General features: G+C 73.4%; 12 protein-coding genes. 3 read left to right on the plus strand and 9 right to left on the minus strand.

All coding sequences use genetic code 11. The features are described 5' to 3' along the window. Positions 1-5 precede the first annotated feature (5 nt). The 4 genes from AB0D67_RS31515 to AB0D67_RS31530 form a co-directional block, all read right to left on the minus strand. Entirely contained in the window at positions 6-1,775 is a 1,770-nt protein-coding gene (locus AB0D67_RS31515; RefSeq protein WP_362944116.1) for a glycoside hydrolase family 15 protein, read from the minus strand. 19 nt (positions 1,776-1,794) lie between these two features. Then, entirely contained in the window at positions 1,795-2,499 is a 705-nt protein-coding gene (locus AB0D67_RS31520) for a hypothetical protein (RefSeq protein ID WP_362944117.1), read from the minus strand. 470 nt (positions 2,500-2,969) lie between these two features. Then, complete coding sequence (locus tag AB0D67_RS31525; RefSeq protein ID WP_362944119.1) at positions 2,970-3,548, minus strand: IS607 family transposase; 579 nt, start codon at positions 3,546-3,548, stop codon at positions 2,970-2,972. An 85-nt stretch (positions 3,549-3,633) separates the two neighbouring features. Next, entirely contained in the window at positions 3,634-4,239 is a 606-nt protein-coding gene (locus tag AB0D67_RS31530; protein ID WP_362944121.1) for a hypothetical protein, read from the minus strand. A gap of 77 nt (positions 4,240-4,316) precedes the next feature. On the opposite strand from AB0D67_RS31530, the gene AB0D67_RS31535 reads away from it, so the two are divergent. Beyond that, positions 4,317-5,750 (plus strand): PLP-dependent aminotransferase family protein, encoded by a 1,434-nt coding sequence (locus tag AB0D67_RS31535; protein WP_362944124.1) that lies wholly within the window; start codon positions 4,317-4,319, stop codon positions 5,748-5,750. Positions 5,751-5,778: 28 nt separating this feature from the next. Here the strand turns inward: AB0D67_RS31535 and AB0D67_RS31540 are convergent, their stop codons facing one another. Then, positions 5,779-6,399, minus strand: a complete 621-nt coding sequence (locus AB0D67_RS31540) for a trimeric intracellular cation channel family protein (protein ID WP_362944126.1) — start codon at positions 6,397-6,399, stop codon at positions 5,779-5,781. A gap of 40 nt (positions 6,400-6,439) precedes the next feature. Continuing rightward, positions 6,440-7,948 carry an oligopeptide:H+ symporter gene (locus tag AB0D67_RS31545; protein WP_362944128.1) on the minus strand — a complete coding sequence of 503 codons (1,509 nt, stop codon included), beginning with the start codon at positions 7,946-7,948 and terminating at the stop codon, positions 6,440-6,442. 271 nt (positions 7,949-8,219) lie between these two features. Here AB0D67_RS31545 and AB0D67_RS31550 point away from each other — a divergent pair, with 271 nt between their 5' ends. Both AB0D67_RS31550 and AB0D67_RS31555 read left to right on the plus strand, forming a co-directional pair. Then, positions 8,220-10,055 carry an AMP-dependent synthetase/ligase gene (locus tag AB0D67_RS31550; RefSeq protein WP_362944130.1) on the plus strand — a complete coding sequence of 612 codons (1,836 nt, stop codon included), beginning with the start codon at positions 8,220-8,222 and terminating at the stop codon, positions 10,053-10,055. Between the two features lie 154 nt (positions 10,056-10,209). Continuing rightward, positions 10,210-11,025, plus strand: a complete 816-nt coding sequence (locus AB0D67_RS31555; protein ID WP_362944132.1) for a hypothetical protein — start codon at positions 10,210-10,212, stop codon at positions 11,023-11,025. A 128-nt stretch (positions 11,026-11,153) separates the two neighbouring features. Here the strand turns inward: AB0D67_RS31555 and AB0D67_RS31560 are convergent, their stop codons facing one another. From AB0D67_RS31560 to AB0D67_RS31570, 3 genes are read right to left on the minus strand one after another with little or no spacing between them, the layout of a single operon-like run. Next, the gene (locus AB0D67_RS31560; RefSeq protein WP_362944134.1) at positions 11,154-12,167 is read right to left on the minus strand and encodes an NAD(P)/FAD-dependent oxidoreductase; all 1,014 of its coding nucleotides are present in this window, start codon (positions 12,165-12,167) and stop codon (positions 11,154-11,156) included. Next, the gene (locus tag AB0D67_RS31565) at positions 12,164-12,721 is read right to left on the minus strand and encodes an isoprenylcysteine carboxyl methyltransferase family protein (RefSeq protein ID WP_362944136.1); all 558 of its coding nucleotides are present in this window, start codon (positions 12,719-12,721) and stop codon (positions 12,164-12,166) included. Before AB0D67_RS31565 ends, AB0D67_RS31560 begins: the two co-directional genes overlap by 4 nt. A 6-nt stretch (positions 12,722-12,727) precedes the next feature. Next, positions 12,728-13,867, minus strand: coding sequence for a 3-oxoacyl-[acyl-carrier-protein] synthase III C-terminal domain-containing protein (locus tag AB0D67_RS31570; RefSeq protein ID WP_362944138.1), 1,140 nt, complete (start codon positions 13,865-13,867; stop codon positions 12,728-12,730). Between the last annotated feature and the right edge of the window lie 138 nt (positions 13,868-14,005).

A 14,005-nucleotide genomic window follows, 5' to 3' on the forward strand; every position in this document is an offset into this window, starting at 1 on the left:
ACCGGTCAGTCGTCCCCGGCGAGCGCGCGGGCGGCGTGGATCAGCGGCACGTGGCTGAACGCCTGCGGGAAGTTCCCCACCTGACGGCCGTGACGGGGGTCGTACTCCTCGGCGAGCAGGCCCACGTCGTTGCGCAGCGCCAGCAGGCGCTCGAACAGCTCCACGGCCTCGTCCCTGCGGCCGATCATCGCCAGCGCCTCGGCCAGCCAGAAACTGCACGCCAGGAACGCGCCCTCGCCGCCGGGCAGGCCGTCGAGGTTGCCGTCCTCCGACACCGGGTAGCGCATCACGAAACCGTCGGTCATCAGCTCCCGCTGGATCGCCTCGACCGTGCCGACGACCCGCGGGTCGCCCGGCGGCAGGAACCCGACCATCGGGATCATCAGCAGTGCGGCGTCCAGCTCGCGCGAGCCGTACGACTGGGTGAAGGTGTTGCGGGCCGCGTCGAACGCCTTGTCGCAGACCTCGGAGTGGATCTGCTCGCGCAGCGCCTTCCACCGCTCCACCGGCCCCGGCCGGCCGAAGTCCTCCGCCTGCCTGATGGCCCGGTCGACCGCGACCCAGCACATGACCTTGGAGTGGGTGAAGTGCCGCCGCGGGCCGCGGACCTCCCACAGGCCCTCGTCGGGCTCGTCCCAGTGGGCCTCCACGTAGTCCATCAGCTCCAGCTGGATGGTCCAGGCCCGGTCGTCGGGCTCCATGCCCGAGGTGCGCGACAGGTGCAGGGAGTTCATCACCTCCCCGTAGACGTCGAGCTGGAGCTGGGTGACCGCGCCGTTGCCGATCCGGACCGGACGGGAGCCCTCGTAGCCCGGCAGCCAGTCGAGCTCCAGCTCGGTCAGCCGCCGCTCCCCGGAGACGCTGTACATGATCTGCAGGTCCTGGGCGCGGCCGGCGATGGCCCGCAGCAGCCAGGCGCGCCAGGCGCGGGCCTCGCCGAGATAGCCGGCGCCGATGAGCGCGTCCAGCGTCATGGTGGCGTCGCGCAGCCAGCAGAAGCGGTAGTCCCAGTTGCGGACGCCGCCGATGTCCTCGGGCAGGGAGGTGGTGGGGGCGGCGACGATTCCGCCGGTGGGCTCGTAGGTGAGGGCCTTGAGCGTGATGAGGGAGCGGACCACGGCCTCGCGCCAGGGCCCCTGGTAGGCGCACTGCTCGACCCACTCCTCCCACAGCCCCTCCGTCTCGGTGAGCTGCTCGAGCGGATCGATCTCCACGGGCCGGGGCTGGTGGGAGGGGTGCCAGGTGAACACGAACGGCACCCGCTCGCCCGCCGAGACGGAGAACTTCGCGCGGTGGGCGTAGTCGCCGCCGTGCAGCGGGACGGGGGAGTGCAGCCAGATCGAGTCGGGGCCGCCGACGGCGTGCAGCAGTCCGTCGGTGCGGCGCACCCAGGGCACGATGCGGCCGTAGTCGAAGCGGACGCGGACCTCGGTGGACATCTCGACGGTCCCCGACACGCCCTCCACGATCCTGACCAGGTCGGGGTTGGCGTGCCTGGCGGGCATGAAGTCGATCACCCGGACCGTGCCGGTGGGGGTGTCCCACTCGCTCTCCAGGACCAGCGTCTCGCCCCGGTAACGCCGCCGGGTGGCGGGCGGCCGCCCGGGGCCGGACGGGCCCAGCCACCACTGCCCGTTGTACTTGTCGCCGAGCAGCGCCGCGAAGCACGCCGGGGAGTCGAAACGTGGCAGACAGAGCCAGTCGATGGAGCCGTCCCGCCCGACCAGGGCGGCCGACTGCATGTCGCCGATGAGCGCGTAGTCCTCGATCCGCATGGCTCCGACGCTACCGTTCCTAGGCAGTGTCCAGGAGCGGCATCTGGTGCCGGCTTCCGGAACTGCGCGCATCCCGAACGGTGTTGGATGCGCTGGTCTCCCGCGTTCGCTGAGTCCTCGTCCGGCGACGTGCATCGTGTGCAGGTTCCGTGACGAGTGGGCGGGTTCCCTCACGCTCTCGGTCACCCGGTCGGGCCTGGGCGGTCCGATGCCCGCGACGATCACTCTGGTCGTCGCGGGGCGGTGCCGCGCGTCGCCGGATCGGGTGTCCGAGGGCGCGTCGCCCGATCGCGATGCCGGCGGCATCGTGTCGGGACATCTTTCGTTTGCCGCTGGTGAGGGGCTTGCGCCAGTGCTCATCGCGCCACATCGAGGTATACGCCGGATCCACTGCGACGATGGCGAGGTCCCGCTCGGCAGCCATCGAGACCAGCCGGGCCTTGAGCCTGCCGGTCGGGATTCCAGAGATGATCTGCCGGAATCGCTTCTTGCGGCCATGCTTCTCGCGGGTCTTCTCGGCGGCGAAGGCCAGGTTCTCGATACCGATCGCCGTGACACCGCATCGCTTGGCCCAGTGCAGCAACCGGCTGATGGCGTGCCGCACCTGGGCGTCACGGTGCTCTGCGGCGCCGGACAGGTCGTAGCAGAAGCGTTTCGGGTCGCCGATGGGGTTGCCGTGCGCATCAAGGCGGTAGGCGGCGAAGTGATCGGCGTTGGTGTCCACCCCGACCATGCCGGCGGCGCGGGCCGTCTCCAGGGCAACGGTCCGCCCTTGGAGCGGTATCCGCCGGGCGCCTGCTTGGTGCCCTTTTCCCCGATCGGCCGGGACAGGCGGTGCATCAGGATGCGGACACCGGCCTCCAGGACCTGGATGTGAGCGAGCCGGCAGCGCCGGGAAAGCGCCCACTGATCGTGGGTGGCCTTGGTGATGCTGCCCGCCCAGCGGGACGACGATTCGGCCGTCAGGCCCTGCTTGCGGGCCGCCCAGGTGCCCGAGCTGTGATCTGCGCCATCGATGCGGCGGGCCTTGAGATCCAGCGACGCCAAGCGGCCGAGATGCTCGCCGACCAGCCGCAACACCGTGTCGTCCTCGGGCGTCAGATGCTTGAGACGGTCGCGTATCGCCACACCGGCCGGGCCGGGCGCGACGAACGGCGCGTCGATGGCACGTCGATGGCACGCAACCGCTTGCGCTCACTCATCGGCAGCCGCCGCTTCCAGCGCTTTACGGGCCCGCCTCTTCGCCGACCGGCGACCGTACAGGCGCTCGCACAACGACGTCAGCACCTCTGCCATGTCCCGCACCAGATCGTCGTCGACCTCGCCGTCATCCAGCACGACCAGGCGACGACCCGTGGCGGACAAGGCGGCTTCGATCAACTCGACGTTCATCCGGCCGAGGCGGTCCTTGTGCTCGACCACCACGGTGGTCACCTTCGGGTCGGCCAGCAGGCGCTCGGCCTTCGAGCGGCGGCCGTTCACGCCCGAGGCGATCTCGGATTCGATGCGCACGATCCTGTGCCCGGCCTTCGTGGCCCACGCCGACAGACGTGCCGTCTGCCGGTCCAGGTCGGCCTTGTGATCGTGGGACGAGACTCGGGCATACAGGCCCACGCCACCGGTCACCGGTGGGGAGGTGTTCGCGTCGATGTTCACCAGGATCGTGCGCGGTCCCACGCGTTCCGCAGGGACCGGCAGCATGCCCTCACGGAACCAGCGGTACGCGGTACGCGGGGCGATCCCCTGTGCGCGCGCCCATTCCGTCAGATTCATACGCGAGATCATACGTCACTCATGGCACCCGAAGGACACTCATGGACACTTATTCGAGAGCAGGTTGAACCCCGGCCGCGGCGGATCAGCCGCGCGGCCGCATGAACGGCATGAAGAACTGCGTCAGGGGCCCGATGGCCAGGGCGAACACCACGGTGCCGACGCCCACGACGCCGCCGAGCAGCCAGCCCGCGGCCAGCACCGTGATCTCGACGAGGGTGCGGGCCACCCGGATGCTCAGGCCGAGCCGGTTCAGGCCGGTCATCAGCCCGTCGCGCGGGCCGGGGCCGAGGCCGGCGCCGATGTACAGGCCGGTCGCCGCGGCGGTGACGATGACTCCGGCCAGCAGGCAGGCCCAGCGTGCGGCCAGCGGGCCGGGCGAGGGGACCAGCCACATGACCGCGTCGGCGAACACGCCGACGAGGATGACGTTGCTGATGGTGCCGATCCCGGGCTTCTGCCGCAGCGGGATCCACAGCAGCATGACCGCGGCGCCCACGATGATGATCCACATGCCGACCGAGAGGCCCATGTGGACGGCCAGGCCCTGGTGGAAGACGTCCCAAGGGCTTCCGCCGAGGCTCGACTCGATCTGCAGGGCGATGCCGGCGCCGTACAGCGCGAGCCCCGCGTACAGACGCAGGAGGCGGTTCGGCAGGGAGCCCAGGGATGAGATGGATGCTTCACTCATAATGGCCTTCATTCTTCAAGGCCACTGATCCACGGCAAAAGGGCCAATCACCGATAAATGGCCTTACAGTGGCATGTGTGAACCGGTATCTGAGCGGCCCGCAGCTGGCCCGTCTGGTGGCGCTCGACCCCGGCGTCCGGCCGTACTACCGGGCGCTGGCCGAGACGGTGCGGTCGCTGATCCTCGACGGGCGGCTCCCCGTGCGGGTCCGCCTCCCGGCCGAGCGCCACCTCGCCCAGGAGCTGGGCGTCAGCCGCACCACCGTGACCGCGGCCTACGACCGCCTGCGCGAGCAGGGCTATCTGGACAGCAGGCAGGGCGCGGGAAGCTGGACGGCGCTGCCGCGCCCCTCCGAGATGGGCGCCGACAACCCCTGGATCGCCTCCGGGGACGACGGCCTGCTGCCGCTGCACGCCGCCGCGCCGCCGGCCACCCCGCTGCTGCACGAGGCCGTCGCGGCCGCCGCCGAGCGCTACCCGTGCCGCACGCTCGGCACGGGCTACGAGCCCCCCGGGATCACCCCGCTGCGCGAGGCGGTCGCGGCCCGCTACACCCACCGGGGGCTGGCCACCCGGCCCGAGCAGATCCTCGTCACCACCGGCGCCCAGCAGGCGATCCACCTGGTGATGACGATGCTGCTGGCACCGGGTGACCCGTTGCTGCTGGAGTCGCCGATCTACCCGCACGCGATCGACGCCGCCAGGGCGCGCGGCGCGCGGATCGTCCCGGTCGGCGTCCCCGACGACGGCTGGCACCTCGACCTGCTCACCTCCGCGCTGCGCCAGTCGGCCGCCCGCCTGGCCTACGTGATCCCCGACTTCCAGAACCCGACCGGCCACCTGATGGACGACACCGTCCGGGCCGGCCTGGTCGGCGCGGCCAGGAGGCACGACACCGTCCTCATCGTGGACGAGACCTGGGCCGAGCTGGCCATCGACGAGGTGCCCCGTACGGCCCCGCTGGCCGCCTTCGACACCGACGGGCGGGTGATCAGCATCGGGTCGGCGTCCAAGCTGTGGTGGGGCGGCCTGCGGATCGGGTGGGTCCGCGCGACCGCCGCCATGGTGCGGCGCCTGGCCGTGCTGCGCGCCGCCGTGGACATCGCCAGCCCGGTGTTCGAGCAGCTCGTGGTGACCGAGCTGTTCGGCCGGATCGAGGAGGCCAGGGCCGACCGCCGCCGTACCCTCGGCGCCTCCCGCGCGGCCCTGGTCGCCGCGCTGGCCGAGCACCTGCCCGACCTGACCTTCACCGTGCCCGCAGGCGGCGGCGCGCTGTGGGCGCGGCTGCCCGGCCCGTCGGCCGTCGCGCTCGCCGACGCGGCGGCCTGCCACGGCGTGCGGCTCGCTCCGGGCCCCTGGTTCGGGATGGACGGCGCGCTGGAGGGCCGGCTGCGCCTGCCGTTCACCCAGCCGCCCGCGGTCCTCACCGAGGCGATGGCGCGCATCGCCGAGGCCAGGGTCAGGGGCCCGTACGGCGCCCGCCCCGCCGAGCCGCTCACCCCGGTCCTCTGAGCCGCCCCGAACCGGATCGGGCGCGGGATCAGGGGCCCTGGTCGGAGGCCACGCCCCGGGCCAGCGGCGCGCGCAGCCGCAGCTTCATGGCGGCGATGCGCAGCCCGAAGGCCAGCACCGCCGCGGCCAGCGTGGCCGGCCAGCCGTGCAGGTCGAGGGTGTAGAGCGCGGCCATGACCGCGGAGCCGAGCATGGCCGGCACCGCGTACAGCTGGCGGTCGTACAGCAGGAGGGGGATCTGCCCGGCCAGCACGTCGCGCAGGATGCCGCCGCCGACCGCGGTGGTGACGCCGAGCAGGGCGCCGTGCAGCGGGCTGAGGCCGTAGTTCATCGCCTTCTCGGTGCCGACCGCGCAGAACAGGCCCAGCCCCGCCGCGTCGAGCACGTCCACCGCGGGCATGACCCGCTCCACCTGGGGATGCCAGAAGAACACGATCGCCGCGGCCACGGCCGGCACGACCACGTAGCCGGTGCTGGAGAAGGCCGCGGGCCGCACGTTGAGGATCAGGTCGCGCAGGATCCCGCCGCCGAGGGCGGTCATCTCCGCCAGCACGGTCATGCCGACCACGTCCAGCCGCCGCCGGACGCCGACCAGCGCCCCGGAGAGCGCGAAGACGAAGATCCCGATGAGATCGAGGGCGTGAATCACCGTCTAATCATCCCATGACCGGATATATGTGGTCACCGTTTCAGGCGGACGGCGACCCGGCCGCCGCCCCCTCCCCGTGATGCTCCCGCATCAGCCGGTTGAGCCGGGGGACGAACACGAACATCAGCGCCCCGGCGGCGAGCGCGATCAGCGCCAGCGTGAGGAAGTACATGGGCTCCGACACGTAGTCGCGCAGCCGCGCGGTCTGCCCGCCCACCGCGTCGCCCACCGCGATGGCGATGAACCACACCCCCAGCATCTGGCCTTTGAACGCCGCGGGGGCCAGCCTGCTGGTGATCGACAGGCCGATCGGGCTCAGCGCCAGCTCGCCGAAGACCTGCACGAGGTAGACCAGCACCAGCCACCACACCGAGATCCTGCCCTGCTCGGCCAGCTTGGCGGCCAGCGCCATGACCACGAAGCTCAGCCCGTTCATGAACAGGGCGATGGCGAACTTGTGCGGGGTGGTCACCCGGTTGCCCAGCCTGACCCAGAGCGCCGCGAAGACGGGGACGAGGAGCGCGATGAACAGCGGGTTGAACGCCTGGGTGGTCGCCGCGGTGATCCTGACGCCGAACAGCGACAGGTCGGTGCGGTCCTGGGCGAAGAACAGCAGCACGGTCGGGGCGAGGTCGTAGAGCATCCAGAAGATCGCCGCGGCGGTGAACAGCCAGACGTACGCCTTCATCCCCGAGCGCTCGTCCTCGGTCAGGTTGTGGCTGCCGAGCAGGATGTAGGCGAAGTAGCCCACCGGCACGGCGATGATGAGCAGGGTCACCACCAGTGAGAACGCGCCCAGGCTGAACGTGCCGGAGACCGCCCAGAGCGCCAGCGCGCCGGCCGCCGCGGCGACGGCGCCCCCGGCCACGGCGGTGAAGCGCCGCCGCTCGCGCGGGGTCAGCCGGTGGCCGGGCGCGTCGCCCGCGCCCCGCAGGTGGCGGCGGCCCGCCGCGTACTGCGCGAGCCCCAGCGCCATGCCGACGGCCGCCGCGCTGAAGCCCAGGTGCCAGCGGTCGCCGGAGGCCAGCCAGCCCACGATGAGCGGCGCGGCGAAGGCGCCGATGTTGATGCCGAGGTAGAAGATCGAGAAGCCGGCGTCCCGCCGCGCGTCGTCGTCCTCCGGGTACAGCTTGCCGACCATCGCGGAGATGTTCGGCTTCAGCAGCCCGGTGCCGGTGATGATGAGCAGCAGGCCCAGGGCGACGAACACGCCCCCGCTCACCGGGATCGCCATGCTGATGTGGCCGCACATGATGATGAAGCCGCCCCACAGCACCGCCCGGCGGGCCCCCAGGATCCGGTCGGCGATCCAGCCCCCGGGCAGCGCCACGAGGTAGATCAGCGCGCCGTAGACGCCGACGAGCGCCGTGGCGGTCTGCTGCGACAGCCCCAGGCCCCCGGCGACGGGGGAGGCGGCCATGAAGGTGGCCAGGATGGCGCGCAGGCCGTACCAGCTGAAGCGTTCCCACATCTCGGTGCCGAACAGCGTGGCCAGGCCACGTGGATGCCCGAAGAAGGTCTTCTCCTCGGTGCGGGTCTCCGCGGACATGTGAGCCCCCCGGCCTCGTCGCGTGATGACACTCCACCCTACGTAGCGGAGGGGGGTGGCCCGACCCGGCGGGGGGTGCCTGTTTCGAGGCGTTCGCGCAGGTCATAGCGGTTTCCGCCTCCGTGGGCGGGGCTGGCGGCGCCGTCCGCCCCGGGCCGGGGTGCTTCTCGCTTTTGGGCCTTGTCCCAGGTCCGTGGCGTGTGGTGCGATGCATCCCAACCGGGCGGGCGAACACGTCGCGAACACGTTGCGAACACGGTGCGGAGGCGTCATGGCGGGTGTCCTCGAAGAGCGCGCGGAGATCGAGCGGGAGATCGGCGGCCGTACGGTCTGCGACCTGCTGCGGGAGGCGGCCGAGCACCATCCCGACGCCCCCGCCTACTCCGACCCGGACGGCGACGGCTGGGTCACCCTCACCTACGGCGACGCCCGCCGCCGCGTCCTGGAGATCGCCGCCGGCCTCGCCGCCCTGGGACTGCGGCCCGGTGAGGCGGTCGCGCTGATGATGGTCAACCGCAGCGAGCACGTCCTGGCCGACCTGGGCACGGTGCACGCGGGGGGCGTCTCCTGCTCGGTCTACGCGACCTTCACCCCCGAGCAGGTCGCCTTCGTCGCCGACGACGTCGGCGCCAGGATCGCGGTGCTGGGCGGCCCCGAGGAACTGGCCCGGTGGGAGCCGGTGCTGGACCGCCTCCCCGCCCTGGAGAAGGTCATCGTGCTCCAGGACGCCCCGGCGGGGAGGAGGTTCCTCTCCTGGGACGACTTCCTGGCCCTGGGCCGCGAGCGGCTCGCCGCCGACCCGGGCGCCGTCGAGACCCGCTGCGAGGCGGCCCGGCCGGACGACGTCCTGACCGTGCTCTACACCTCCGGGACCACCGGGAACCCCAAGGGCGTGCCGCTGACCCACGCCAACGTGCTGTTCGAGGTGGCGGCGACCACCCGGATGGCCGACCTGCCGCAGCGGGGCACGCAGATCTCCTACCTCACCTACGCGCACATCGCCGAGCGGGTCCTCAGCCTCTACCTGCCGCTGCTGAAGATCTCCCACACCCACTTCTGCACCGACATGACCCGTCTCGGCACGGTCCTCGGCCAGGTGTCGCCGGTGCTGTTCTTCGGCGTGCCGCGCGTGTGGGAGAAGATGATGGCCCGCCTGCAGGCGCTGCTGGTCTCCCAGCCGGAGGAGCGGCAGCGCGACGTGCGCGAGGCCATGGCCGCCGGGCTCGCCTACCTGGAGGCCGGGCAGTACGGCGGCAAGCCCTCGCCCGAGGTGCGGGCCGCCTACGAGCGGGCCGACGCCGGGCTGCTGTCGGTGATCCGCTCCATGATCGGCCTCGGCGGCGCCGCCTGGCTGGGCAGCGCCGCCGCGCCGATGCCGCTGGAGGTCCAGCGCTTCTTCGCCGGCCTCGGCATGTGCGTGCTGGACGTGTACGGCATGACCGAGACGACGGGCGCCTTCACCGCCAACGCCCCGGACCGCTACAAACTCGGCACGGTCGGCCAGGCCGGGCCGGGCGTGGAGGTCCGCATCGCCGAGGACGGGGAGATCCTCACCCGCAGCCCCGCCAACACCCGCGGCTACCTGAACCGCCCCGAGGCGACCGCCGAGCTCATCGACGAGGACGGCTGGCTGCACACCGGCGACATCGGCACGATCGACGACGACGGCTTCGTCCGCATCGTGGACCGCAAGAAGGAGCTCATCATCACCGCCGGCGGCGAGAACATCTCCCCGGCCAACATCGAGAACCACCTCAAGGAGCACCCCCTGATCGGCCAGGCCCTCGCCTACGGCGACGGCAGGCCGTACCCGGTGGCGATCCTCACCCTCGACGGCGAGGTCGCCCCCGGCTGGGCGCACAGCCGTGGCATCCCCCCCACCGACCTCGCCGGCCTGGCCGGGCATCCCGAGGTCCTGGCGGAGGTCGGGGCCGCCGTCGCCGCCGCCAACGAGCGCCTGGCCCGCGTCCAGCAGGTCAAGCGCTGGCGGCTGCTGCCGGCCGAGTGGACCGCCGAGACCGAGGAGCTGACCCCCAGCCTCAAGCTCAAGCGCCGGGTCGTGCACGCCAAGTACGCCGAGGTCATCGACGAGCTGTACCGCGACTGACGGGCACGGCGGGCGCGGCGGGCACGGCGGGCGCGGCGGGGACGGCACCCGCCACCGGCCGGAGCGTCGCGATCTCCGCCGGGAGCCGTCGTTTTGCCAACCGGGCGTGTGTCGCCTGCCCGGTCGTTACCGGGCGTTTCCTAACGTCCTGGGCATGGCAATGAGACTCCTTCTGCCGCTCCTGGCGTCGGGGGCCGCCCTGTCCGCGCAGGCGGGGCCCGCCACCGCCGCGGAGGAGCCGGTGATCCGTTCCGTGACACTGCGCCCCGGCACCCCCGTGGTCGGCCCGACCGGCTCCCTGCGCCTGGTGATCGACGTGGTCGCCCGCGGGGCCGCCGGGCCGGACGCGGTGGCCGTCCGGGTCGAGCCCGGAACCCCGCCCGCCGGCGGCCCGGTGCTCCGGCCCGAACCCCTGCCGCCCACCCTCCAGCAGTGGGGGACGCCGATCCCGGCCCACGCCGTCTTCTCGCGTCCCGCCGCCTCCCGGGCGCCCGCCGTACGGAGGACCGGCGGCGGATGGGAGACGTGGCGGTTCCTGCCCGACAAGCAGCTCAACCGCTGGTACCCCACCGGGCCCTGGATGGTCATCGCCACCGCCAGGGGCGCCGGCGGCGCCTCGGCCACCGGATACGCCCGCTTCGAAGTGAAGCGCGCCACCCGGTTCAGCTCGATCGAGGCGGCCCGGGAGGGCCGGGACGTGAGGGTCACGGGCGTGCTGAACCGGGTCGATCCGCAGGGCTACCTCGACTACGCCCCGTTCCCCGGCCAGCCCGTCGAGATCCTGCACCGCGAGGACGGGCGGGAGGGCTGGGCGACGGCGGCCACGGCCGTCACCGACCGGCAGGGACGCTTCACCCGCCGGGTGCCGGGAGCAGCCCGCGGGGGAGGCGGCGACTGGCGGATCCGGTACGCCGGGACGTCCGGACACGCCTCCCGGCTGAGCGTCATCCACCCGACCGGCGGCCGGTGACTCCCGGAACCCCCGCGGGGCACGGGCGCGCGCCGGGCTCCGCGGCGGGCACGGGTACGGCCCGCCGCGCCGGGCGCGGCACCGGTCCGGGCACGGGTACGGCCGTCCGCGCCGGACGCGGCGCCGGCTCAGGCCAGGGCGTGCACGACCGCGCCGAACAGGGCCGGCAGCCGCTGCGCCGCCGGGACCACCAGCCGCGGCACCGCCCGGTGCCGGCGGGCCGACACCAGCGCCCCGGTGAGCAGCCGGTGCCGCCGCGACAGCCGCAGCCAGGCGCCCTCGTAGGCCTGCGGGACGCCGGCCCGCAGGCAGTCCACCAGCACCCGCGCCGACGCCAGCGCCAGGGAAACTCCCTCGCCGGTCAGCGCGTCGACGTACCCGGCGGCGTCGCCGACGAGCAGCACCCGGCCGGCGACGCGGGCCCGGACCCGCTGACGCAGCGGACCGGCGCCGCGCACCGGGGTCACGGCCCGGCCGTCCAGCCGCTCCAGCAGCGCGGGGAAGTCCGCCAGGTGCTCGGCGTACCCGCGCCGCCGCGAGCTCAGCACGGCCACCCCGACGAGTTCGTCGCCCACCGGCGTCACGTACGCCTCGCCGTCGGCGGCCCAGTGGACCTCCACGAAGTCGCTCCAGGGGGTGACGCGGTAGTGCCGCCGCAGGCCGTACCGGCGCGGCCGGGGATCGGGCAGGCCCAGCCCCAGCATGGCCCGCACGGGGGAGTGCAGGCCGTCGGCGGCCACCAGCCAGCGGGCGCGCAGCCCGGCGGCCGCGACCCCCTCGCCGTCCTGCCGGACCTCCTCCACCCTGCCGGGCAGGACCTTCACCCCCAGCTCGGCGGCGCGCGCCGACAGCGCGGCGTGCAGCTCCGTGCGCCGCGCCCCCAGCCCGGGTCCGTCGCGGAACGCCGCCTGCGCCCGGTGCCGCCCGTCGAGATAGCTGATGCCGCGCAGCGCCCGGCCCGGCGGCCGCACGCCCAGCGCCCCCAGCGCGGCGACGCCGCTCGGCATCAGCCCCTCGCCGCACGCCTTGTCCACGGGCGCGATGCGGGGCTCGACCACGACCGCCTCCATGCCCGCCAGCGTCGCGTGGATCGCGGTGGCCAGGCCGGCCGGCCCGCCGCCGGCGACCAGCACGTCGATCACGCCGGGGCCCGCCCGGGCACCGGCGGAGCCGCCGTGGCCAGGGCGGCGTCCTCACACCGGATCCGCACCACCATCAGCGCGGCGTTGAGCACGGTGAAGACGGCCGCGGTGACCCAGGCGCCGTGCACCAGCGGCAGCGCCGCGCCCTCGGCCGCCACCGCCACGTAGTTGGGGTGGCGCAGCCACGACAGCCGGTACGGGCCCCGCTCCACCAGCGGCAGGCCCGGCACCACGATCACCTGGGTGTTCCAGCGCGGGCCCAGCGCCGCGATGCACCACCAGCGCAGCGCCTGGGCGGCGACCACCACGGCCAGCATCGGCCAGCCCAGCGCCGGGACGAACGGCCGGTCCGCCAGCCCGGCCTCCAGCAGGCACCCGGCGAGCAGCCCGGTGTGCAGGGCGACCATCCACGGGTAGTGACCCTGCCCGTACACCACCCCGCCCCGCTCCAGGCTCCAGCGGGCGTTGCGGCGGGCGACCACCAGCTCGGCGAGCCGTTCGACTCCGACGAGCAGGACGAGCAGCAGGTACCACATCGAGAGATCCCAGGTCATCGGTCCCTACCAGCGCAGAAGGACGAGTTCCGAGCAGAAGCCGGGGCCCATCGCGATGAGCAGCCCCGGGGTGCCCGGCGGTGGCCGCAGGGCGATGGTGTCACGCAGCACGTGCAGCACCGAGGACGACGACAGGTTGCCCACCTCGGCCAGCGAACGCCAGGTGACGTCCAGCGCGCCGGCGGGCAGCTCCAGCGCCTCGGAGACGGCCTCCAGCACCTTCGGGCCCCCGGGGTGGCACACCCACGCCGTCACGTCGGAGGCGGTGAGGCCGTGGTCGGCCAGGAAGCCGTGCACGTCGTCGGCGAGGTAGGCGCGCACCACGTCGGGCACGCCCGGGTCGAGCAGCACCTTGAAGCCGCTGTCGCGGACGTCCCAGCCCATCACGTGCCCCGAGTCGGGATACAGGTGGCTGCGGGTCGCCACCACCCGCGGGCCCGCCCCGCCGTCCATCTCGCCGTCCGCTCCGCGGCCCGCCGGGGCCGCCCCCCGACCGCCCCCGGCGCCGTCTCCCGCCGCCGCGCCGTCTCCGGCGGCCCGCCCGTCGCCGCAGGCCACCACCGCCGCCGCGCCGTCGCCGAACAGCGCGCCGGCGACCATGTTGGCCGGAGACGCGTCGTCGCGCTGCAGGGTCAGCGAGCACAGCTCCACCGACAGCAGCACGGCCACGTGGTCGGGCCAGCCGCGCAGGTAGTCGTGCACCCGGGCGATCCCGGCGGCCCCCGCCACGCAGCCGAGCCCGAACACGGGCACCCGCTTGACGTCGGGGCGCAGCCCCAGGCGGCCGGCCAGCCGGGCGTCCACCGAGGGGGCGGCGACACCGGTCACCGAGGTGAACATGATCATGTCGACGTCGCGGGGTTCGAGCCCCGCCGCGTCCAGCGCCGCGCCGACGGCCTCGGCGCCCAGATCCACGGCGGTCTCGACGAACACGTCGTTGGCCGCGCCGAACCCGTCGAGCTTGGCGTACCCGTCGAGGGGGAGGGCCAGGTGCCGTGAGCGGACCCGGGCGCTTCCGTGCAGCCGGTCCAGCAGCCGCCGGCCGGTGCCTTCGAGCCCGCACATCCGCGCGACGGCGTCGGTGATCTCGGCCTGGGAGTAGCGGTTCGGTGGCAGCGCGCCGCGCACGGCGGCGATTCGCGTCATGTGGCAGGTACCCCCCGCACGGAGGAAAGCGGTCACCGGCTTCCTTGCCCACCTACGTCTGTGACATGCCTCACCCGCCCTAGTACTCCAGCATCACTTTGTGATCTCTGGTGTGTAGCGTGTCGTCCTTGTGATGGA

The sequence above is a fragment of the Streptosporangium sp. NPDC048047 genome, assembly GCF_040653115.1.
Classification (GTDB): Bacteria; Actinomycetota; Actinomycetes; order Streptosporangiales; family Streptosporangiaceae; genus Streptosporangium.

Bases quoted from the DNA above. Each gene is read 5' to 3' on its own strand.
- AB0D67_RS31525 (WP_362944119.1), bottom strand. From the start codon at position 3,548: ATGAATCTGACGGAATGGGCGCGCGCACAGGGGATCGCCCCGCGTACC.
- AB0D67_RS31515 (WP_362944116.1), bottom strand. From the start codon at position 1,775: ATGCGGATCGAGGACTACGCGCTCATCGGCGACATGCAGTCGGCCGCC.
- AB0D67_RS31570 (WP_362944138.1), bottom strand. From the start codon at position 13,867: ATGACGCGAATCGCCGCCGTGCGCGGCGCGCTGCCACCGAACCGCTAC.
- AB0D67_RS31565 (WP_362944136.1), bottom strand. From the start codon at position 12,721: ATGACCTGGGATCTCTCGATGTGGTACCTGCTGCTCGTCCTGCTCGTC.
- AB0D67_RS31550 (WP_362944130.1), top strand. From the start codon at position 8,220: ATGGCGGGTGTCCTCGAAGAGCGCGCGGAGATCGAGCGGGAGATCGGC.
- AB0D67_RS31545 (WP_362944128.1), bottom strand. From the start codon at position 7,948: ATGTCCGCGGAGACCCGCACCGAGGAGAAGACCTTCTTCGGGCATCCA.
- AB0D67_RS31555 (WP_362944132.1), top strand. From the start codon at position 10,210: ATGGCAATGAGACTCCTTCTGCCGCTCCTGGCGTCGGGGGCCGCCCTG.
- AB0D67_RS31530 (WP_362944121.1), bottom strand. From the start codon at position 4,239: ATGAGTGAAGCATCCATCTCATCCCTGGGCTCCCTGCCGAACCGCCTC.